Here is a 22718-nt window from a genome sequence, read left to right on the forward strand (position 1 = left end):
TATTAAGCCCTAAAAATCGGCTATAATTTCCTAATTTTACGCCGCTGTCGACTTGCAGGCAGTCAACCACTTTTGTGTACATAAGACTTAAGTAAAATGGAAAAAACGTCTTTGTCAAAAAAAATAACCATCTGGCTTTACGCTTTGTTTGCGGCGGGAATTTTTCTTTTCCTGCTGATTTTCTTCCTGATTTCGCGGGGTGCCCTGGGTTTTATGCCCAGTTTTGAAGAGCTGGAAAATCCCCACAGCAACCTGGCTACTGAAATATACTCGGCCGACGGGGCCCTGCTCGGCAGCTTTTTTCAGGAAAACAGGAGCCGGGTGGACTACGATGAAATCTCTCCAAATGTTATAAAGGCGCTGGTGTCGACCGAAGACATTCGCTTTTACGACCATTCGGGCATCGACGCCCGCGGCTTAGGCCGCGTGCTGGTGCGCACCGTCCTGCTGCAGGAAGAGAGCTCGGGAGGAGGTTCCACCATCACCCAGCAGTTGGCCAAACTCTTGTTTCACGAGCCGGCCCGCAACATGGGCGAACGGGTATTGCAAAAACTCAAGGAGTGGGTCATTGCCGTAAAGCTCGAGCGCAGTTACACCAAGGAAGAGATTTTGACCATGTACCTGAATAAGGCGCCTTTTATTTACGACGCCTACGGCATTAAATCGGCCGCCGCCACTTTTTTCAGCACCTATTCCGATTCGCTGAAAGTAGAAGAGGCCGCAGTGTTGGTGGGCATGCTCAAAAACCCCTCTCTTTTTAATCCGGTACGGCGACCCGAACTGACCGAGGGGCGCCGCAACGTGGTGCTGCACCAAATGATGCGGGCCCAACACCTCACCAGAGCCGAATACGACTCGCTGAAACAAATCCCCATGGAGCTGGATTTTAAGCGATCGGACCATATTGGGGGACTGGCGCCTTACTTTAGGGAGTATTTGCGGACGACCTTGACCGCCAGTATGCCCGAGCGCGCGAACTATGCGTCGTGGCAGGAACAAAAATTTGTGGAGGACAGTCTCGAGTGGCTCAACAATCCCCTCTTTGGCTGGGTCAACAAAAATCTGAAGGCCGACGGTACCCGTTACGACATTTACCGCGACGGACTAAAAATTTACACCACCATCGACTCGCGCCTCCAAGGCTATGCCGAACGGGCCGTAGAGGAACATCTGGGCAAAGATTTGCAACCGAAATTCTCCAATGAGAAACGCGGACGCGCCCGGGCACCCTACACCCGTCACCTGAGTCAGGAACAGTACGAACAGATCATCAACCGGGCGATGCAGCAAACCGACCGCTACCGCGAAATGCGGCGTCAGAAGGTGTCGGACGACAGCATACGCAAGGTATTCAACACCCCGGTGGAGATGAGGGTTTTTGCCTATGGGGGCGACCGCGATACGGTGATGACGCCGATGGACTCCATTCACTATTACAAAACCTTTTTAAGGGCGAGTCTCTTTTCGATGGATCCGCATACGGGTTTTGTTAAGGCCTATGTGGGGGGCCCCAGTTACCGACACTTTAAGTACGACATGGCGACCATGGGCAAGCGGCAGGTGGGCTCGACCATCAAGCCTTTTGTATATACCCTGGCCATGCAGGAGGGTTTAACGCCCTGCGATTTGGTGCCGAATGTACCGCAGACTTTTTATTTGCCTACCGGGCAGACCTGGACGCCGCGCAATGTGGGCTCCAAGCGGGCGGGCGAAATGGTGTCGCTCAAATGGGGACTGGCCCAGTCGAACAACAACATTACCGCCTGGATCATGAAGCAATACAACCCCCAGGCCGTGGTCAACATCATTCGCAGTCTGGGTGTCAAGAGTCCCATGGATCCGGTTCCGGCCCTGGCGCTGGGTACGCCCGATCTGGGATTGAATGAGATTACGGCGGCCTATGCCACTTATGCCAATAAGGGCGTGCATGCCGAGCCGCTGTTCGTGACCCAGATCAAGGACCGCTACGGCAACGAAATCGCGTCCTTTTCGGCCCGCAAGCAGGAGTCGATCGACGAGCGCAGCGCCTTCCTTATGCTGAATCTGCTGCAAGGGGTGGTGAATACCGGAAGCGGCATACGTCTGCGCCTGAAATACAATCTCCGGGGTAGTATTGGCGGAAAAACCGGCACTTCGCAGAACCACAGCGATGGTTGGTTCATCGGGGTTACGCCGGATTTGGTGACCGGTGTATGGGTAGGCGGCGAGGACCGCGACATCCACTTCGACAACATTTCGCTGGGTCAGGGAGCCAATATGGCCCTGCCCGTGTGGGCGCTCTATATGACGGAGGCTTATGGCGACGAGGAATTGCCTTACACGCTGGAAGCGCCTTTTGAGGCGCCGGCCAATTTTCGGCTGAATCTGGATTGTCCCGACGAGTACATCCCCACCTCAGAGGAGGAAGTCGAAATGGAATCGACCGGCACTTACCGCGGAAACGACGAATTCTTTTAGGCCGACGGTGCTGTTATCGCTACACACAAAAAAGCACTCTGACAACAGAGTGCTTTTTTGTTGTGTGTTGACGCTGAGCATCTGCTTGTGGTCGCCTCAGCCAAAAAGCTGCCGGAAGGCTTCTTCCAGCTTGCCGGCCTGCACCACCCTTATGTCGAATTTTTTAAAGTCGATGCCTCTATTGTAGCGCGGCACCACAATGCGCTTAAAGCCCAGCTTGGCCGCTTCGGCGATGCGCTGCTCAATGCGGGTAACGGGCCGGATTTCGCCGGAGAGGCCCACTTCGCCGGTGACACAGATCTCACGCGACACAGGCAGGTCGGTGTTCGAGGAGAGCACGGCACTCACCACCGCCAGGTCGATGGCCGGATCGGTGACTTTGAGGCCCCCGGCAATGTTTAAGAAAACGTCTTTGGCGGCGAGTTTGAAGCCGGCGCGCTTTTCGAGCACGGCGAGCAGCATGTTCAGGCGCCGGAGATCGAAGCCGGTGGAGGAGCGCTGGGGGGTACCGTAGGCGGCGGTGCTGGCCAGGGCCTGTACCTCTATTAAAAAGGGCCGCACGCCTTCGAGGGCCGCCGAAATGGCAATGCCACTCATTTCCTCATCCTGATGGGCCAACAGCATTTCGCTGGGATTGGACACCTCCCTTAAGCCTTCGCTGAGCATTTCAAAAATGCCGATTTCGGAGGTGGAGCCGAAACGGTTTTTCACCGATCGCAGAATGCGGTACATATAATGGCGGTCGCCCTCAAATTGCAGGACCACGTCGACCATGTGTTCGAGCACTTTGGGGCCGGCCAGACTGCCTTCCTTATTGATGTGTCCGATGAGTAAAACCGGCAGGTTTTGCTCCTTGGCCAGCCGAAGTATCACGGCGGTACTCTCCCTGATTTGGGCCACACTGCCGGGGGCCGACTCCACGCCTTCCCGTTCGAGGGTCTGTACCGAATCTACGATGACCAAGTCGGGCTGGACCTGGGCAATGTGGTTGACGATGCGTTCGAGGGAGGTTTCGCTGACAATGAGACAGTGTTCGCCGGCGCCGGGCAGGAGGCGATTGGCCCGGAGTTTCAACTGTTGGGGACTCTCCTCTCCGGAGACGTAAAGTATTTTGCGGTTCTTGAGCTTCAGGGCCATTTGCAGGACCAGGGTCGATTTGCCGATGCCGGGTTCTCCGCCCAGAAGGACGAGGGCACCGGGCACCATGCCCCCGCCCAATACACGGTTCAACTCTTCGATGCCGGTATCCATGCGCGGCAGCTGGTCCACGTCGACTTCGGTGACGGGCACGGGCTTTTGTCGCGGAGCATTTGAGGCACCGGTGAGTACCGGCCCCTTATTGCGGGTCTGCACCACCACCTCCTCTACAAAGGTGTTCCACTCTCCGCACGAATAGCACTTCCCAATCCACTTGGGGGATTCGGAACCGCAGTTCTGACAAACAAATACGGATTTGGTTTTGGCTGCCATAAAACAAAGCCGGCCCCGCCGGGGCCGGAAATTAGTTGCTTGGTTTTGTAAACTGTCGCCTGCCCTGGGGGCGGCGACTTCAGATCAGCTTATTGGTGGCGGTGTCGGGAAAAATAAAGGTGGGCTTAAAGCGCTTGGCCTCCTCCACTTCCATAATGGCATAGGTGATGATGATGATCACGTCGCCTACCGCTACCTTACGGGCAGCGGCACCATTGAGACAGATTACGCCGGAACCACGTTCCCCTCTGATCACATAGGTCTCTATCCGCTCACCGTTGTTGTTGTTGACCACCTGTACTTTCTCGTTCTCGAGAATGTTGGCCGCCTCCATCAATTCCTCATCGATGGTGATGCTGCCCACATAGTTCAGATTGGCCTCCGTTACAGTTACGTTGTGTAACTTCGATTTCACAACATGAATGTTCATGACATGCTTTTTTTGTAAATCACATTATCAATCAGCCTGACTTCTCCGGCAAATACCGCGATGCATCCCACCACGTAGGAACTCTCCTCCCAGGAACCGACTGCCTGCAGACTGTTCCCGTCCACAATTTCAAAATACTCCACCTCTAGCTCCGGCACAGCATTAATGGCATGCACCACCTGCTGCTTCGTTTCAGCTACCGAATGTGTCGCTGCAAAATTACAAGATTCGGACAAGGTAAGCGCTATTTGGGGGGCATTTTTTCGCTGAAGCGTGCTCAAAAGCAGATTCCGCGAGCTCATAGCCAGTCCGTCGGCCTCCCGTACAATGGGACAGGGAACAATCTCCACCTCATAATTCAATTGCCGCACCATAGCGCGCACCACCGCCAGTTGCTGAAAGTCTTTCTCGCCAAAAAAGGCTTTGTGGGGCGCCACCAAATCAAATAGGCGACTCACCACCTGGGCCACGCCGTTGAAATGCCCGGGCCTGAACTTCCCTTCCATCACCTTATCCAAATCCCCGAAATCAAAGACCCTTTGGTCGGGTTCGGGATATACCTCTTTAACAGACGGAACAAAAAGAAGTTCACAGGCTGTGCCTTCGAGCAGGGCCGCATCTTTTTGCAAATCACGCGGATAACGTTCCAGATCACTGGCGTTGTTGAACTGGTTGGGGTTGACAAAAATACTCATCACCACCACGTCGCTGTGGCCTGCGGCTTCTTTAACCAGCGACAGGTGTCCCTCGTGCAAAGCGCCCATCGTGGGCACAAAGCCTATGACCTTCCCTGCTTCTTTCAACGCTGCAATGCGCGTCTTAAGCTCGGATGCTGCCCTTATTATCTCCATAGGATACTGTAAACAAAAAAACGCGGCAAATTAAACGAATAAAAACCAAACACAGAAAATTATGCCTTTAAAAAACATAAAATGGAATCGCTGTGACAGGGCAGAACGGTAACTGGCTTTGTTTTAGAAGCATATTTTTTGTAATTTTGCAGGGCACCTTCCTGTATGGCGCGACCTTATTTATCAAATTTTCAAAACAAAATGGAAAACACCAAAGTCCTTTTCATCTCCCAGGAGATTACTCCCTATCTGCCCGAAAATGAATTGTCTGTAATGGCCCGAAACCTGCCCCAGGGCATTCAGGAGAGGGGAAAAGAAATCCGGACCTTTATGCCGCGCTTTGGCTCCATTAACGAACGACGTAATCAACTGCATGAAGTCATCCGTCTGTCGGGGATGAATCTCATCATCGACGACACCGACCACCCCCTCATCATCAAGGTAGCCTCCATCCCTTCGGCACGTATGCAGGTTTACTTTATCGACAATGAAGATTATTTTCAGCGGAAATGCACCACTGTTAATGAGGATGGCACTGAATTTGCTGACAACGACGAGCGCGCCCTCTTTTTTGCAAGAGGGGTTTTGGAAACGACCAAAAAATTGCGCTGGGCACCCGATGTAGTTCATTGCCAGGGCTGGTTTACGGCTTTAGCTCCCTTGTTGATAAAAAAAACCATGAACGACGACCCCTTCTTTGCCAAGGCCAAGGTGGTATATTCGCTCTATAACGACGCTTTTGAGCAAACCCTGGATGAGAATCTGGCCCTTAAGCTGAAGGAGATGGGGATAGCCGACAAGGATTTAAAGGGACTGGAAAAACCGGATTATGTGGCCTTATCAAAATTGGCCATCAGTCTGTCGGACGGCGTTATTCAATCAAGTGCCGAGGTTCATCCGGAGCTTGCAGCCTTTGCCCGCGAGAGTGGCAAACCCTTTCTCGAGTTTCAAAAAGAAGAAGAGTACATCGATGCCTACAACGCTTTTTACGATTCATTGTAAGCAAATTTAACTGTAATTACTGTATGCCAAACAACACCTCTAGGTTGCTGAAATGGTCTGCTGCGGGTATCTTTTCCGCAGTTTTTATGTGGGCCTGCGAAAACGATCCGGCCACCATCGGCCTCGACACCCTGCCCGATACCGATGTTCTTAATGCCAACAGTGTAAGTACAAACGTTTACGGAGTACAGACGCAGCCCGAGCGCGTAACCAGCGATCACATGGCTGTATATCAGCCCCGTCTGCCCCTGGGGGAGCTCAACGATCCGCTGGCCGGCTACACCAGAGCCGGCTTCCTGACTCAGCTTAACCTTGGAGAGCGAACCCCTGTTTTTCGATACGATGCCCTTACCGACACCATAGACAGCGCGAAATATTCGCCTGTGGCCCTGGAGTTGAACCTGGTTTATCGCTACGAGGACTGGCTGGGCGATCCCAATGCCGTGCAAACGATTCAGGTATATGAAGTAACGGAGCATCTGCCAAGGATCACTTCACAGAACCGTTACCACAGCGACTTTGACCTGGAAGGGAAGATTGGTGCAGAATTGTTGGGCGAGATGAGTTTTAGTCCGCTTGCCGGACAAAACGATTCCGTTTGGCAAGCTCACAGCTACATGGACACCATCAGCATCAACCTGGGAGAGGATCTGCTGGAGCGTATTTTCAATTTGCCCGAGGAAAAGCTTCAAACCCGGGAGGCCTTTCAAAATGAGGTGAAGGGACTGTACGTAACGGTTAAACCGGAGCTCGCCCCCGAAAAAACAGGGGCGCTGGTTCGCTTTGATTTGAATCTCCTCGCCTCCAATATGACCCTCCATTTTCAAAAGGTCCTGCGCGAAATCACCAACGAGGGAGAGGAAGGGGACACGCTGCAGATTGAACCCAAAAGCTACCTCTTTCCCATCAACAGGGAAGTGGTGTTTTTCAGCCGCTACGAACATCAGCCGCTGAACGGTTTTTTTCTGGATGACCCGGAGGTGACGCACCTTTTGGTACAGGGCATGGGCGGACCGATGGCGCGCATGGATTTGGCGCCCCTGATCAGTCAATGGACCGACTCTCTGGCTCAGCAGGGCGACCTGCGCTACGGCATCAGTGGGGTCGACCTGGTACTCCGACCCGATACGACACCCATTGCCAACCTCCATTTCCCCTACTCCCAAAGACTGAGCATTGCTCAACTGAACGAAAGAGGCAATCCTGTTTTTCCGATAGCCACACGGACAGAAGAGGGGGATACCCTGGCCATATTCAACAACCAAAGTGCCGACTACGATGCGGAAACCAATAGTTTCACCTTCCGAATGAATCAACATTTCTTCGAAACGGCAGCAAAGGGCAATGCGGAAGTCCCCCCCTTATACCTGGTCCTTCCGGATATGCAATACAATTTTTATCGCTTGCGCCTTTACAATCGGCACCCCGATTTTGGTCCTGTGCTGAAAGTGAAGTACGTCAGCTATACTACCAACGAAACACAGGAATAAAACCAGGAATAAAACTATGCGTCTACTCATTCAGTCCGACTACGAAAAAATGTCGACATGGACTGCGAATTACATTGCTGCAGCCATCAATCGCATTACCAAAGAAAGAATCTGCGTACTGGGTCTGCCCACAGGCTCCTCTCCGCTGGGGACTTACCGCGAACTCATACGCCTTCATCAGGAAGGGAAGGTGTCGTTTAAGAAAGTCGTTACTTTCAACATGGACGAGTACATCGGGATTCCTCAGGAGCATCCCGAAAGCTACTACAGTTTTATGTGGAACAACTTCTTTTCGCACATCGACATCCCCCGGGAACAGGTCAATATCCTGAACGGGAATGCGGCCGATTTAAAGGCCGAGTGTGCGGCCTACGAAGAAAAGATTAAAAACTGTGGGGGCATCGACCTGTTTTTGGGCGGCATTGGTCCCGATGGCCATATTGCCTTCAACGAACCGGGCTCCTCCCTTTCGTCACGCACCCGCGTGGAAAACCTCACCTACGACACCATTCTGGCCAACAGTCGCTTCTTCGACAACGATATGGCTTTGGTACCCAAAAAAGCACTCACGGTTGGCGTAGCTACCGTGCTTGATGCAAGGGAAGTGGTGATTGTAGTAAACGGCCACAGCAAGGCACGTGCCTTGCGCCATGCCGTAGAAGAAGGGGTCAATCACATGTGGACCATCAGCGCCCTGCAACTGCATCCCAACGGAATGATCGTTTGCGATGAAGCCGCCTGCCACGAATTAAAGGTGGGAACCTACAAGCACTTTAAGGACATTGAGCAGGAGAATCTCCTGTAGCATGAAAAAGAATTTCGGGACCGGATTTTTTTCGGTCTGCCGAAGGATTGGTTTGTCCACCATCAAAAAAAGCTGCCTTAAAGGGCAGCTTTTTTGATGTGAAACGGGCGCTGTTAAAGCACTATTTCAGGGCCATAAGGCGACTGATGTACTTACCCAGAATATCGAATTCGAGATTGACCAGAGTACCCGGCTGAATCTGGTGAAAGTTGGTAAACTCGTAGGTATAGGGAATGATGGCCACGGAGAAGCGGTCGTCGCGACTGTTGACAACGGTGAGACTGACGCCGTTGACACAGACCGAGCCCTTTTCGACGGTCATATAACCCTGGGCGGCCTTTTCCTTGTCGATGTCGTAACGGAAGGTATAATACCAGCTGCCGTCGGCCTCCTTCACCTCCAGGCATTCGGCCGTCTGGTCCACGTGCCCCTGCACAATGTGTCCGTCGAGCCGACCGTTCATAATCATACTGCGCTCCAGGTTCACCTTGTCGCCCACCTTCAGTTTGCCCAGGTTCGACTTCTCCAGGGTTTCCTGAATGGCGGTAACGGTGTACACTTCGCCTTCCTTACGAACCACGGTGAGACAAACGCCGTTGTGGGCCACGCTCTGATCGATCTTCAGCTCAGGGGTGAATGAACATTTCAGGCTGAGGTGCAAATTGCCCTTATCCTTTTCCAATGCAACTACGGTTGCAGCTTCTTCAACTATTCCTGAAAACATATACAAACATTTTACTTTTAAAGTGCTAATTTAGCAACATTTTCCCGGTTTTAATCAATTTATTCGTCACGAAACATGGTATTGGTAACAGGAGGAACGGGACTGGTGGGTTCGCATATTTTACTCCACCTTACCCAAAAGGGCCAAAGGGTCAGGGCCATTTATCGTCAGGCCGAACGCATTGCCGAAGTGGAACGCCTGTTTCGCTTTTATACGCCGGAGGCTGCCGCACTGCTCGGTCGCATTGAGTGGGTGGAGGCCGACTTGTCGGACTATTTTGCCCTGGAGGGGGCGCTGCAGGGGGTGCGCCAGGTGTACCACGCTGCCGCTAAAGTCTCCTTCAATCCCGGCGAGTCGGACCGCATGCTGCAGGTCAACACCGAAGGCACGGCCAACCTGATGAATGCCTGTCTCCTCTGCGGCGTAGAAAAAGTCTGCTACGTCAGTTCCATCGCTTCGCTGGGCAAGGCCCTCGATGGCCGGGTCATTGATGAGCAGGTGGAGTGGCAGGCCGACGATCACCGTTCGGCCTATTCTTACAGTAAGTTTCGTGCCGAAATGGAAGTGTGGCGCGCCTCCAAAGAAGGGATTCCCGTAGTCATCGTCAACCCCTCGGTCATCATTGGTCCCGTCAACTGGCTGCGCAGCAGCGGTCGCCTTTTTTACTCCGTACGCAAAGGCCTGCCGGTCTACACCGGCGGAGCTACCGGCTTTGTGGATGTACGCGACGTTGCCGCTGCGGTGGTGCTGCTGATGGAAAGCCAATCGGTCAACGAACGCTTTATCTTAAATGGGGAAAACCTAAGCTACCGGGACTTTTTCACTATGGTGGCCCAGGCGCTGGGACGCAGACCGCCCTTCCTGAAGGTGGGACGCCTACTGACGGAGTTGGGCTGGCGAGTTAATCTCCTGTTTTGTTACCTGGCCGGTAAGGCACCGGCCATTACCAAGGACACCGCCCGAACGGCACAAACGGTTTCGCGCTACTCGGCCGACAAATTCAGCCGCCAATTCAATTATCATTTTACGCCGCTTAAGGAGGCGATTGAAAACACCGCATGCTGGTTCAAAGCGGAAGAGCAATGAGTAAAAAGGCCAACAAAAAAAACACAAAGGGCGCTGCACGCCCAAAATCCAGGCAGAATGGGGCAAACACCTCCTGGAAACACCGCTTGCTGATTTGGGGATTTCGGGCGGGGGGACTGGCACTTTCTGCGCTTTTGGTCTTTATTTTACTGGTTTATGCCGGCCTCTTTGGGCGCATCCCGGGTACGGTGGAACTGGGGGGACTCCGAAACCATACGGCGTCGGTGGTGTATGCGGCCGATGGCAGTATGATTGGGAAGTATTTTGTTCAAAACCGGCTGCATGCCGACAACGACCAAATAAGTATTCACGTTAAGAACGCCCTCATTGCCACCGAGGACAGTCGTTTTTTTGAGCACCGGGGACTCGATTTCATCAGTCTGGGCCGCGTGTTTGTCAAGACCATTATCCTGCGCGATACGCGGCAGGGAGGCGGCAGCACCATCAGCCAGCAGTTGGCCAAAAACCTATATCCCCGCCGACGTATCGGCTTCCTGTCCTTCCCCGTCAACAAAACCCGCGAAGTATTTATCGCGGCGCGCCTCGAGAAAGTCTTCAGCAAGGACGATATCCTGGGCCTTTACCTCAACACCGTGCCTTTTGGCGAGGACATCTACGGCATTGAGGTGGCCGCAAACCGCTTCTTCAGCAAATCCTCCGCCCAACTGAATCCCGCCGAAGCCGCCACCCTGGTGGGCATGCTCGCCGCCAATACCGCCTACAGTCCCCGCCTCCACCCCAAACGGGCCCTGGGCCGACGCAATGTGGTGCTCGACCGCATGGTTCATCAGGGCTTTTTGTCGACCGAGGAGGGCGAACGCTATAAAAACCGCCCTCTGGGGACCAACTACAGCCGAATTGACCACAGCCACGGTCCCGCCCCCTGGTTTTTGGAGGAGGTGCGCCAGCAAAGCATCCAACTTCTGAAGGAAGGGGGCCACGGAAAGTACCGTTTGGAGACCGACGGACTGAAAATTACGACAACCCTGGACGCCCGGCTCCAAAGCTATGCCGTATCGGCCGTGGGCCAGCACATGGCGGCCCTGCAAAAGAGCTTCGACGAACACTGGGCCAACGAGGAACCCTGGTCACAGCAGCCCGAGATTCTGGCTGAGGCCATCCGCAACAGTCCCCGCTACCGCCTGCTCAGCGAACAGGGACTGGAGCACGCAGCCATTATGGAAAAAATGCAGGAGGTACAAACCCTGCTGGTTTATACCCCCAAGGGCGAAAAACGCATAGAAGGCTCACCCATCGATTCCATTCGCCACAGTCTCCGTACCCTGCATACCGGCTTTGTGGCTATGGATGCCACCAGCGGTCACGTACTGGCCTGGGTGGGCGGTGTTGATTTCCGCTTTTATCAGTACGACCATGTAAAGGCCCGGCGGCAGACGGGCTCGACCTTTAAGCCCCTGGTGTACGCCACTGCGCTGCAACAGGGCTATTCGCCCTGCGAAATGTTGTCGAATGCCTCCAAGACCTATGTCGACTACGACAACTGGACGCCCACCAATGCCGACGGCATGCACGAAGGCTGGTACTCGCTGAAGGGGGGACTGGTCCACTCGGTAAACACGGTGACGGCGGAGCTTATTGAACGAACAGGCATTTCCGCGGTGGTTTCTACTGCCCGCAAAATGGGCATTGAAAGCAGTCTCCCCAACGTGCCCTCCCTGGCGCTGGGCAGCGCCAGTCTCAGTCTCCTCGAGATGGTGAGTGCCTACACCGCCTTCCCCAACTACGGAAGGGCACGCAAACCGGTGATGGTGCTGCGCATTGAGGATGCCGAAGGAAAGGTTTTGTATGCGGCAGAACCCCAAAGAGCCCGCGAGGAGGCCTTCAACGAAGAAACGGCCCGCTACATGGTGGAGCTCTTGCGCCAGACGGCCCAGAGGGGCACAGGCAGGGACCTCTACGCCCGTTATCGCTTGCAGGGCGATTACGGAGGGAAGACCGGCACCACGCAAAACAATGCCGACGGCTGGTTCATCGGCTTTGGTCCCCGCATCGTAGCCGGTGCCTGGGTGGGTGCCGAAAATCCGGGTATCCGCTTTCGAAGTACCGCTCTGGGTCAGGGCGCCCGTACGGCCCTTCCCATCTTTGCCCGGGTTATGCAACAGGCCGAGCAACAGGCGGCCTACAGCTACTTGCGCAGCGAGCGCTTCTATCCGCTGCCCGAACACCTGCAATTGGCGCTCGACTGTGAAGATTATCTGGAAGATTACCGGCCCGACGACGGACCCGGCTTTTTCGAAAGGCTGTTTGGTCCCACCGACCCACCCGAGTCCCATACGGCTCCCGGCGACAGCGTGAACGACGACCGCGGCTTATTGCGACGGGTTAGAAAGATCTTCCGAAGGGATTAAATTACACGAGTCCACGAATTGCACGAATTACACGAATCACTTTTCAATTTGTGCAATTCGTGTAATTCGTGGATCCCTACAGACTCCAGTAATTAAGTGAAAAGCCTGCATTCCGGTAAATGCCTTTGACATCCACAAAAAGTCCCTTCTCTGCCAGCAAGCCGTTAAAATACGATTCCGGCAAGTCCACATAGTCGCCATGGTTCACGGCCACCACCACGGCCTGATAGCGACCGCTGGGGGCCTCCACCAGACCATAGCCGTATTCTTCCTGGAGTTCGTCGGAGCAGGCATAGGGATCCACCACCTCCACCTGAACGCTGAAGGATTGCAGCTCGTGGACCAGATCGGCCACCTTAGAGTTGCGAATGTCGCTCACATTCTCCTTAAACGTAGCGCCCATCACCAGCACGCGGGAACCGTTGATGGGGTGACCGGCAGAAATCAGGCGTTTGACCACCTCATTGGCTATGTAAGGGGCCATGCCGTCGTTGATTACGCGACCGCCGGTAATGATGCGCGAATGAATGCCCAGCTCACTGGCCTTGTAGGTCAGGTAATAGGGATCCACCCCAATACAGTGACCGCCTACCAGTCCCGGAAAGAATTTCAAAAAGTTCCACTTGGTACCTGCCGCCTCCAGCACCTCATAGGTGTTGATATCAAGTCGGTTAAAAATAAGCGACAATTCGTTCATCAGGGCGATGTTGACATCGCGTTGGGTGTTTTCGATGATCTTGGCCGCTTCGGCCACCTTGATGGAGCTGGCCTTGTAGATGCCGGCTTTGATGATGGCGCCATAAACCTCAGAGATGAGCTCCAGAGCTTCGGCATCGCTGCCCGAGACAATCTTCAAAATTTTTGTGAGGGTATGCTCCTTGTCGCCGGGATTAATGCGCTCGGGCGAATAGCCCACCTTAAAATCGACATTGAACTTCAGTCCCGACTCCGCCTCCAGAATGGGCACACAATCGTCCTCGGTACAACCGGGATACACCGTCGACTCAAAAACCACACAATCGCCCTTCTTCAGAATCTTGCCTACTGTTTTTGAGGCGCTTAAGAGCGGATGCAAATCGGGCAGATTGTGCCGGTTGATGGGCGTAGGCACAGCCACCACATGAAAGGAGGCGGCCCGCAAATCTTCAGGCTTACTCGTAAACTGGATGTCGCAGCCCGCAAAGTCGGCGGCTTCAAGTTCTTTGCTCGGATCCTCCTGCCGCTGCATCAGCGCCACACGCTCTTCCTTAATGTCGAAACCCACCACCTGAAAATGCCGGGCAAGTTCCAGAGCTATGGGCAGGCCCACATAGCCCAGTCCGATGACGGATATTTTGCTTTCCTTATTCAGGAGCTGTTGAAATTTTGGATGTGCCATAAAAAGTTTATTCTAAAAAGTATCTCCTAATCCTTATGTATTTCAATCGCGTGCCGTGGCGGTACCGGTACCGCGAACGGCGTATATGCGTTCAATAATATCGACCACTTTCATGCCCTCAAGGGCATTGGTGGCGACCTCAGTGGCTCCACGAAGCGTATCTACGACATTTTGAATAACGGCGCCGTGGTTGGAGGCCGAACCTTTGTAGGCCCCATAATCGTTGGGCGGATTGGCGGCCTCGAGTTCGGGCATCGCATAGTCTTTAATGTGACAAACACTGACCTCATCCATGTACTGACCGGCTATTTTTATGGTCCCCTTTTCGCCCAGAATGGTGATGCTGCTTTCCAGATTGCGGTCCCACACCGCCGTACTGTAGGTCATCGTGCCCATGCCGCCATTTACAAAGTCGAAACTGATGCTGCCGGCATCCTCAAAAACGGTGGAATGTTGGTGGGCGAAATTTCCGAAATTTCCCCGTATGTTGCAAATGTCGCCAAAGAGCCAGTACATGATGTCCATGAAATGCGAAAACTGCGTAAAAAGTACGCCCCCATCCAAATCGGCAGTCCCGTGCCAACCACCCGGCCGATAATAACGGTCGTCGCGGTTCCAGAAACAATTCATTTGCACCAGATAAACCCGGCCCAAACGCTGTTCCTGCAGCACTTGCCGCAGCCATTTTACCGTAGGCGAATAACGGTTTTGCATCACGGCAAACACCTGGCGGGATACCTGCAGGGCCTTGAATATAACGGCCTCGGCATCCTGTTTGCGCAACGCCATGGGTTTTTCTACCACCACGTGGCGTCGGGCCTCCAAAGCCTCCAGGGTTTGGGCAGCATGCAGTCCGTTGGGGGTGCAAATGTTGATGACTTCGGCCTCTACATTGGAAGCCAGGAGGGCCGTGAGGGACGAAAACCAGGGCTGCTCATTCTGCGTCCAGCCACAGGCTTCAGGGGAGCGAACATCGCAGACAGCCACCAGTTCGGCGTCGCTGCGTTCCTGAATCATGGAGGCATGCCGCTTACCGATGTGGCCCAGTCCCACCACCGCAAATTTTACCTTACCTGCACCCATCCTCATTCAGTTTTAGGACTTTCCCCTTATCGTAGCGGTAGAGACTGCCCGATTCGGGGCAGCGGGCGGTGCCGTCGGGCTGAAAACGCAAATGATGCCCACATTCGCTCATCCAGCCGGCATGGCGTGCGGGATTGCCCACCACCAGCGAATAAGGGGCCACATTACGGGTGACGACAGCCCCTGCTCCTATAAAGGCGTGGTGGCCAATTTCAATACCACAAATAATGGTGGCGTTGGCGCCGATGGTGGCTCCACGGCAGACCTTGGTCTGCCGGTACTCATGCTTACGGGGAACGGCGCTGCGGGGATTAAAAACATTGGTGAAAACCGCCGAGGGCCCCACAAAAACATCGTCCTCACAAACGACGCCCTCGTAGAGCGAAACGTTGTTCTGCACTTTTACGTTATTGCCCAGCACCACGCCGGAGGCTACCATAACGTTCTGACCGAGACTGCAATCGCGTCCGATGCGACAGCCGGATATCAGATGGCAAAAGTGCCAGATGCGCGAACCAGCGCCAATTTCACAATCTTCATCGACTATGGCCGACTCGTGGATGAGTGCTTTTTTGTGTATCATAAGCTTGGATTTAAGGCACATTCTTCGGCACAACGGCGCACGTTACGAGCAATGTAGGCGGCTTCGCCCGAAAGCATTTCGGTGTGCATGGGCAGGGACAGCACTTCCCGGCTGGCCGCTTCGGCCTCCGGAAGGGCCACCGGTCCCGCCAGCGCGGCGAAGGCCGGCTGCTGGTGCAGAGCCAGGGGATAGTAAATGCGGGAGGGCACGCCCGCTGCCTGCAGGCGCTCCTGCAGTGCCGCCCTTTGTCCCTTTGCTACCCGAAGGGTGTATTGGTTGTAAGTGTGCAAGGCGCCGGACTGCTCAAAGGGCAGGGTCAGAAGCGGGCAATGGCCCAACTCCTGCTGATAAACCGCGGCAACCGCCCGTCGCCGTGCAATAAAATCATTCAAGTGGGGCAATTTAGCCCTTAATATGGCGGCTTGCAGGGTATCGAGTCGGGAGTTAATGCCGATGCGGGTATGCAGGTACTGTTGTTCGGAGCCGTGGGTGGCCAGACTGCGAATACGCTGCGCCAGGTGGGCCTGGCGGGTAAAGCAGGCTCCGCCGTCGCCAAAGCCACCGAGATTTTTGGAAGGGAAAAACGAGGTGCAGCCTATGTGACCGATCGTTCCCAAAGCCTGGTCCCTGCCATTAAAACGACAAGTTGCGCCCAAAGCCTGGGCCACATCTTCCACTACCCACAGCTTGTGCGCTGCTGCCAACGCCATTAAGGCCTCCATATCGGCAGCCTGACCGAAGAGATGCACGGGCAGTAAAACGCGGGTACGTGGACCAATCAGTGCGGCCACGGAAGCGGGATCGATGTTGAAGGTCTGCGCATCGATGTCGGCAAACACCGGCTTTAATCCCAGCAGAGCGATGACTTCGGCTGTTGCCGCAAAAGAAAAAGCCGTGGTGATAACCTCATCACCCGGCTGCAGCTCCAGCGCCATAAGAGCCAGTTGTAAGGCGTCGGTGCCGTTGCCGCAGGGCAAGACTTGTATACCCCCCAGGGCTACGCCCAACTCCTGTGCAAAAAGGCCGACTTCGGGTCCGTTGATGTAGCGACTGTCGGCAACGGCAGCAGCCAAAGCGGCATCAATGTCGCTTTTTAAGCGCAGGTACTGCTGCTCCAGGTCGACCATGCGGAGTCGAAATTCGTGTTGTGCTGCTTCCATTGTGCGCTGTACTTGCATAAACTGCCGCTTTCGAAGGCGAAAGGTACAAAATTAAGGGCAAAATACCTGCCTCACTCCGAGGCTATTCTACTTCTATGGGACCGTCCTCCCCGGGGTAGACATTCAGATCGTCCAAACGCTGACGCAGGGAATGAAAAGTCAGTTGCCGCCGACGCAGATTCTGCCTGAGCAGCTCTACGGTGCGGGGACTCATGCTTTTGGAGTGGAGAACGACCTGCGACCAGGGGGGCGTCTGCTGCCACAAATAGCGCCAGCGAACAGGGTCCATGCCTTCGGCTGTGAGTCGATAATAGCGGCTTCCGGGCAGGTTCCACCAGTGGCCCGACTGTTCTTTGCGGGTAAAAGCCAAGCGCTTGCCGTCGCCATAGGTACCCCTCCAGGGATAGACAAAATTCTGCAAAAAATAAAACTGTATACGGCGCAGAGGCGGCACTTTTACCATGCCTTTAGGAAACTCCCAAAACAGGCCCTCGCTGTGGTGCAGCATTACCGTATCGTCAAAGCGATAGTGGGTAAAATCGGGCAGACGTGTAAAATCGAAGGGATAATCAGCGCTGAAGCTGCGCATACCCTTTCCGGCTGAGGAGTCGACCCGAAGACCGTTGGCCTGAAAGACGGCCGCCAGTCGCTCAAAGGGCTCTACCCGATACCCTCCGGCGCGAAAAACCCGCACCCGGTAGGCGGGGTCCACTTTGCGGCAGACTTCCTCCATAAGCAGGCGGGCCTGGCTGACAACGCCCATAATGCTGTCCATATTTTCGGGGTCGGCATCGTCCCACAAGCGATGCAGCGAAAAGCGGTTGTAAGAGAAGCGCCATTTCTGCTTTTCCCAACGGGCATCCAGCCAGTGCGGATGCACGTGCATCTGCACATCGTGCCCCTTTTTAAGCAGGGTGTGTATTTGTTTCTCGATCAGCTCCATATCGAAGCGCAAGTCTTCCACTTCGGCCGCAAGTTGGCGCAGGCGGTAATAGTGAAGGATGTCCCAAAACACCGTCATTTTGCCCTCAAAGGCATCGAGCACTTCCATCAGGTGCTTAAGGGGGCGAATCATACAATTCTCCACGGTTCCCGAATCCTCGCCAAAAAACAATTCGTAATCGACCGACAACAAGAGGGGCTTCATTTCAAGGATACTTTGCTGTTTAAGTCGGCAATTTATAATAAAAATACCAGACTAGCCAACACCTCCCGCCACTCACAACAGACTGCTTTTTAATTTTTTATTTAACTTTGGGGTACAGCTAACCAACCCTATAAAACAAAAACCCTATGAAAGCTCCCCGCTTAAAAACCGTATTTCTACTGTTGGTCTGGGCGCCAATCCTATGGGCGCAAAACAGTGTTGATCCACAAAACTGGACCCCCATTGACCAACCCGACCTGGACCAGACTATTGCTGAGGCCCCTAACCTGGAATTCATCGAGGTGGCTCCACCGCCTCAACGCTGCTGGCTCGGCCATTCTCCTTATTTGGTTCCCAATCCCGACGGGAACGGTTGGGATGCACTCATGCCTTACTACAGCTCGTATGGAGGAAGTGGCGAAATAATCATACACGATTTTGAAAAAAACGAAACCACACGTCAAGTATGGGGGGAGAATGAAGGCGATAGTTTCACTGACCTTTATACCGACTTCCACATGCAACCTGCCTATTATACCAATCAAAAACTGGCTTTCTATGTTTGGGCTGAAGGAAAGGATCTAAATGGCCAGGCCATAATGCTGCTGGTTTATGATCCTGCCGTAAACAGAATCACCTATGTAAACATTCCCGACCCGCCGGGTCCGGCGACGAACGTTGAAGGAGGGGCCTTTGACATGAATGAAAATGGCCTGATCTACGGCATCGGATGGGACAAAATGAATGATGGATACGTCCCCCTTTCATTCGATGTGGAAAACACGATAGTAAGAACCTACAATAAAATAGCCACTTATCCAGGCCCCTTTACGGTAAATTACCGCCAGTGTAAAGCGGTTGGAAATTGGGCATATGCGGCCATAGGAAATAACCCATGGCGACTGATTGCTTTCAATTTTGAGACCGGAGAAGGTAAGATCCTGGCGGAAGCAGACATTACCGGAGATTACAAAACCATTGAACTGCACAAAGTCCAATCGGGCGACCAACGAGGCATCAAAGGAAGCATACGTAATGCGACCTGGATCCAAACAATTGGGGATTGCCGTCTTGACGAATACCACTTTTGGCTGTTTGATGGAGAAATCCACGAAAGAACAGACGACCTTGCGCCCTGGACCGGACAGAGCGCCCAAGATCTTACACGCCCCCCTTTTCAGTGGGCCAGAGAAGGTCAAGTCTGGAGTGAGGATTTTGTTCCACCAGCAATGCCTCTGGAACAGATAGCAGCTTCAACTTCTGATGTAACAAGATCTGCGGCAGATGCTGTTTTGAGCACCAAAGATCCAGCCAAAGCTGGTTGGACAATGCTGGAAGACCCCTCTGCTTTTGGCAGCTTTGCCATTCAGGCAGACGCATTGGTGGGAGAAAGTAATGCTAATGGGACGGCTACTGTTGATGTAACATTTACCGAAAGTGGCACCTACTACTTGTACTATCGTGCAAAAACTAAGGATACAGACGGAAACGGAATTACCGGCAACAACGACACCCCGCGCTTCAGTCGCGGCGACACACAAACACCATGGTCAACCGAAACGCAAAGAGCTGCGCATCAAGTGCGCAGCCTCTCCTACGAATGGGAAAAAGCATGGGAATCTGAATACGGCGAGGCATTTATATACACCATTGAGCCGGATCAGGTTGGGACGGACCTAAAGTTCGAAATAGAGACCTTCGATGCAGGGGTGACTATAGACCAAATTCTCTTCAGTAAAAACCCGAACCTGCAGCTTGGACAAACCCCAATTTTTGTCCACGACAAGGGAAGACCCAATCCTATGGGGCTGGTTGAATTTCCCTTTAGATTTGAAGGAAGCACAGAACCCGATACGCTCAAGTACCAGGTTAAAATGTACGATGGGGTGGTGAGACGTGTGTTGGAAATAAACGACAGTATTTTAGTGGCTACCGACGAGGAATACGGCCAAACCGTATTCTATAATTTGTACGATGGTTCGGCGATCCGTATTGACGGAAGACTGAGTCCGTACTCCATGGCCTTTGATAAAGGCGAACAAAAGCTTTACATTTCGGGGTATCCCAATTCCCAAATGTACATTTACGACCTTCGCCGCGGACCAGATCGGCATTGGAGTCCCCCCAACCCGGTACTGGCGGGATATCTGGGTGTTTACAAAGATGGGGAGAACACGCATTGTCCGCTTGGCACCGAAATAGGCGCAGACCAACGCATTTACAATGCCGGAACCACTTATGGTCGTACACGCGACGGTGGTGGTATGGGCTGGTACGACACAACTACCGGGGAAGTGGATGGATTTTATCTGCCCGAATTTGAGAACCACAGGGTTTTTTGGACTTCAAGCGCCCTAAATGGTCGTTACATCCTTTTTTCCACCAAACCAACCCTGGAGGGGGACCAGGGAAGGATATATTGTTGGGATACACAGCTGCAGGATTTTGCTTACCACATAACACCACCGGGGGTATTCGTGCCAGGACCTCTGGAAGAGGTCTTCCCCGGCCTGATGATGGGCTTTACAAAGACTGACAACAGCGAAATTGGCCGCCTTTATGGCTTTGAAGCAAAATCCGGAAAAGTGCTTTGGACCAAAGATGTTCCTGCAAATCCTGTTACAGCCATTTCTTTGGTACGCAGACACGCTTACAGTTTTCGTCAGGGACCGGATCGACACATTTGGGCCTTCCTGGGAAACACTTTGGTACGAATTGACCCGACCAATATTGAAATAAAGGTAGTTGGGAAGGCAAGTCCGGCTCAATTGGCCTTTGCCAAAAATGGGGTTTATACAGCAGGTGGACATGCCCTAAGACGCTTCAAAGATGTACCTGTTGAAACCAACACTTCCTCCATACCCAATACTAGGGGAAAGGATATGGAACATAAAGTGCACCCAAACCCCACCAGCGGCATAATAAACATTGAACCTCGCGATGCACCAATTCAGCAAATACGAATCTACAACATGAAAGGGGAATTGATTATTCAAAAAACACCAGCCGACCAAACAGAGGTGATTGACCTAAGCGCCTACCCCAATGGTTTGTATTTTATTCAAACATCAGACCTCGAAGGCCGTTCCGTCTCCAAAATCCTAAAAAAATAATCCCTCCGCCCTCCAATAAAAAAGAAGACTGGGACCAAAGCCCTTCCACCTGAAATAAACAAAGGGCTGCCTCCTAAAAGACAACCCTTTGCAGATTTTATTTTATTGTCCGCTAAAGACCAAAGGCCTTTTTAAGCTGATCCACGTAATCGAGCTTCTCCCAGGTAAAGAATTCTACCTCGCGCTCGCTTTTTTGTCCACCTGAAACAAACTCCACCTTGGCGGTGTAGGGCTTTCGCCCCATATGTCCATAGGCGGCGGTGGGTTCGTATATCGGGTTCTTGAGCCCCAGACGCTTGACAATCATACCGGGACGCAGATCAAAAATGCCGGCGATTTTTTCGGCAATTTCGCCATCGCTCAGACCCACCTTGGCACTGCCGTAGGTATTGACATAAACACCTACAGGTTCGGCCACCCCAATGGCATAAGCCAGCTGCACCAGTACCTCATCGGCCACCCCGGCAGCCACCATGTTCTTGGCGATGTGTCGCGAAGCATAAGCTGCAGAACGATCGACCTTGGAGGCATCCTTCCCGGAGAAGGCACCGCCACCATGGGCACCTTTGCCGCCGTAGGTGTCCACGATGATTTTGCGGCCGGTGAGACCGGTATCGCCGTGGGGACCACCAATAACGAATTTGCCGGTGGGGTTTACGTGCAGAATGTAATCGCTGAATAAGCCGGCTACATGGGTATGCAACTTTTTCTTTACGCGTGGAATGAGGATGTTTTGTACGTCCTCTTTAATTTTGGCCAGCATGGCGTCCTCTTCGTCGAAGGGATCGTGCTGGGTGGAAACCACAATGGTATGCACCCGCAGGGGCTGGTTGTTGTTGTCGTATTCGAGGGTCACCTGCGACTTGGAATCGGGACGCAGGTAGGTCATTTCACGGCCTTCGCGACGAATGTCGGCCAGCTCCATTAAAAGGAGGTGCGACAAATGCAGGGCCAGGGGCATGTATTCTTCGGTATCGCGACAGGCATAGCCGAACATCATGCCCTGATCGCCGGCGCCCTGGGTCTCTTCCGACTCGCGCTCCACGCCTCGGTAAATGTCGACACTTTGCTCGTGCAGTGCACTTAAGACCCCGCAGGACCCTGCATCGAACATGTACTCGGCCTTGGTATAGCCAATGCGCTCGATGACGCGACGCGCCACCTCCTGTACCGCCACATAGCCGTTGGTGTTAATTTCTCCGCTGACCACGACCAGTCCGGTAGTCACCAGTGTTTCGCAGGCCACCTTGGCATTGGAGTCCTGCCGCAGCAGTTCGTCCAGAACTGCGTCAGAGATCTGATCGGCTACCTTATCGGGATGCCCTTCCGATACAGATTCTGAGGTAAACAAATATCCCATAACAGCATACATTATAAGTCTGCCTGCCCCTGTTTCAGGGACCAACAGCACTTGTTAAACGAAAAAAGGGAATTTGGAAAACGACGAGCAAAAGATGCGTTTTAGCATTTTTTTTGAGTGGTTGCAAGCTGCCAAATCCCTCCACTGAATTTCAATGCTACAAAGTAACGAAAAAAAATTAAGAATATCGATTCTAAATTGGGGGGACTT

The 22718-nt window shown here is 53.3% G+C and carries 17 protein-coding genes; 7 read left to right on the forward strand and 10 right to left on the reverse strand.

What is annotated here, in order from left to right; all coding sequences use genetic code 11:
• Positions 1 to 96 precede the first annotated feature (96 nt).
• Positions 97 to 2457 carry a transglycosylase domain-containing protein gene (locus tag B4W65_RS13170; protein ID WP_088655635.1) on the forward strand — a complete coding sequence of 787 codons (2361 nt, stop codon included), beginning with the start codon at positions 97 to 99 and terminating at the stop codon, positions 2455 to 2457.
• Between the two features lie 96 nt (positions 2458 to 2553).
• On the opposite strand, the gene radA is transcribed toward B4W65_RS13170, so the two are convergent.
• The 3 genes from radA to panC form a co-directional block, all read right to left on the reverse strand.
• Entirely contained in the window at positions 2554 to 3927 is a 1374-nt protein-coding gene (gene radA, locus B4W65_RS13175; protein ID WP_088655636.1) for a DNA repair protein RadA, read from the reverse strand.
• 79 nt (positions 3928 to 4006) lie between these two features.
• Positions 4007 to 4357 (reverse strand): aspartate 1-decarboxylase, encoded by a 351-nt coding sequence (gene panD / locus B4W65_RS13180; protein WP_088655637.1) that lies wholly within the window; start codon positions 4355 to 4357, stop codon positions 4007 to 4009.
• Positions 4354 to 5208 (reverse strand): pantoate--beta-alanine ligase, encoded by an 855-nt coding sequence (gene panC, locus B4W65_RS13185; RefSeq protein ID WP_088655638.1) that lies wholly within the window; start codon positions 5206 to 5208, stop codon positions 4354 to 4356. The genes panD and panC overlap by 4 nt, the downstream gene beginning before the upstream one ends.
• Before the next feature lie 201 nt (positions 5209 to 5409).
• Here panC and B4W65_RS13190 point away from each other — a divergent pair, with 201 nt between their 5' ends.
• Genes B4W65_RS13190 through nagB form a run of 3 tightly spaced genes read left to right on the forward strand, consistent with a single transcriptional unit; the run spans position 5410 to position 8505 of the window.
• On the forward strand, positions 5410 to 6210 hold the full coding sequence (locus tag B4W65_RS13190) for a glycogen/starch synthase (protein ID WP_088655639.1): 801 nt from the start codon (positions 5410 to 5412) through the stop codon (positions 6208 to 6210).
• A gap of 23 nt (positions 6211 to 6233) precedes the next feature.
• Positions 6234 to 7700 (forward strand): DUF4270 family protein, encoded by a 1467-nt coding sequence (locus B4W65_RS13195; RefSeq protein WP_088655640.1) that lies wholly within the window; start codon positions 6234 to 6236, stop codon positions 7698 to 7700.
• A 16-nt stretch (positions 7701 to 7716) separates the two neighbouring features.
• A complete protein-coding gene (nagB, locus tag B4W65_RS13200; RefSeq protein WP_088655641.1) occupies positions 7717 to 8505 on the forward strand; it encodes a glucosamine-6-phosphate deaminase in 789 nt (262 codons plus the stop codon).
• Between the two features lie 121 nt (positions 8506 to 8626).
• Here the strand turns inward: nagB and B4W65_RS13205 are convergent, their stop codons facing one another.
• Complete coding sequence (locus tag B4W65_RS13205; protein WP_088655642.1) at positions 8627 to 9229, reverse strand: riboflavin synthase; 603 nt, start codon at positions 9227 to 9229, stop codon at positions 8627 to 8629.
• 75 nt (positions 9230 to 9304) lie between these two features.
• On the opposite strand from B4W65_RS13205, the gene B4W65_RS13210 reads away from it, so the two are divergent.
• Complete coding sequence (locus B4W65_RS13210) at positions 9305 to 10315, forward strand: NAD-dependent epimerase/dehydratase family protein (RefSeq protein ID WP_088655643.1); 1011 nt, start codon at positions 9305 to 9307, stop codon at positions 10313 to 10315.
• A complete protein-coding gene (locus tag B4W65_RS13215; RefSeq protein ID WP_158522851.1) occupies positions 10312 to 12684 on the forward strand; it encodes a transglycosylase domain-containing protein in 2373 nt (790 codons plus the stop codon). The genes B4W65_RS13210 and B4W65_RS13215 overlap by 4 nt, the downstream gene beginning before the upstream one ends.
• A 76-nt stretch (positions 12685 to 12760) precedes the next feature.
• Here B4W65_RS13215 and B4W65_RS13220 read toward each other — a convergent pair whose 3' ends face one another.
• From B4W65_RS13220 to B4W65_RS13240, 5 genes are all read right to left on the reverse strand, one after another.
• Positions 12761 to 14062 carry a nucleotide sugar dehydrogenase gene (locus tag B4W65_RS13220; protein WP_088655645.1) on the reverse strand — a complete coding sequence of 434 codons (1302 nt, stop codon included), beginning with the start codon at positions 14060 to 14062 and terminating at the stop codon, positions 12761 to 12763.
• Between the two features lie 42 nt (positions 14063 to 14104).
• Positions 14105 to 15145 (reverse strand): Gfo/Idh/MocA family protein, encoded by a 1041-nt coding sequence (locus B4W65_RS13225; protein ID WP_088655646.1) that lies wholly within the window; start codon positions 15143 to 15145, stop codon positions 14105 to 14107.
• The gene (locus tag B4W65_RS13230; RefSeq protein ID WP_205741284.1) at positions 15132 to 15728 is read right to left on the reverse strand and encodes an acyltransferase; all 597 of its coding nucleotides are present in this window, start codon (positions 15726 to 15728) and stop codon (positions 15132 to 15134) included. The genes B4W65_RS13225 and B4W65_RS13230 overlap by 14 nt, the downstream gene beginning before the upstream one ends.
• Positions 15725 to 16888: a DegT/DnrJ/EryC1/StrS family aminotransferase gene (locus tag B4W65_RS13235; RefSeq protein ID WP_240509578.1), complete on the reverse strand. Its 1164-nt coding sequence runs from the start codon at positions 16886 to 16888 to the stop codon at positions 15725 to 15727. The genes B4W65_RS13230 and B4W65_RS13235 overlap by 4 nt, the downstream gene beginning before the upstream one ends.
• Before the next feature lie 82 nt (positions 16889 to 16970).
• A complete protein-coding gene (locus B4W65_RS13240) occupies positions 16971 to 18035 on the reverse strand; it encodes a polysaccharide deacetylase family protein (RefSeq protein ID WP_088655647.1) in 1065 nt (354 codons plus the stop codon).
• Between the two features lie 146 nt (positions 18036 to 18181).
• Here B4W65_RS13240 and B4W65_RS13245 point away from each other — a divergent pair, with 146 nt between their 5' ends.
• On the forward strand, positions 18182 to 21148 hold the full coding sequence (locus tag B4W65_RS13245; RefSeq protein WP_088655648.1) for a T9SS type A sorting domain-containing protein: 2967 nt from the start codon (positions 18182 to 18184) through the stop codon (positions 21146 to 21148).
• Between the two features lie 112 nt (positions 21149 to 21260).
• On the opposite strand, the gene metK is transcribed toward B4W65_RS13245, so the two are convergent.
• Positions 21261 to 22508, reverse strand: coding sequence for a methionine adenosyltransferase (gene metK, locus B4W65_RS13250; protein WP_088655695.1), 1248 nt, complete (start codon positions 22506 to 22508; stop codon positions 21261 to 21263).
• Positions 22509 to 22718: the final 210 nt, after the last annotated feature.

Source organism: Geofilum rhodophaeum, from assembly GCF_002210225.1.
GTDB lineage: Bacteria > Bacteroidota > Bacteroidia > Bacteroidales > Marinilabiliaceae > Geofilum > Geofilum rhodophaeum.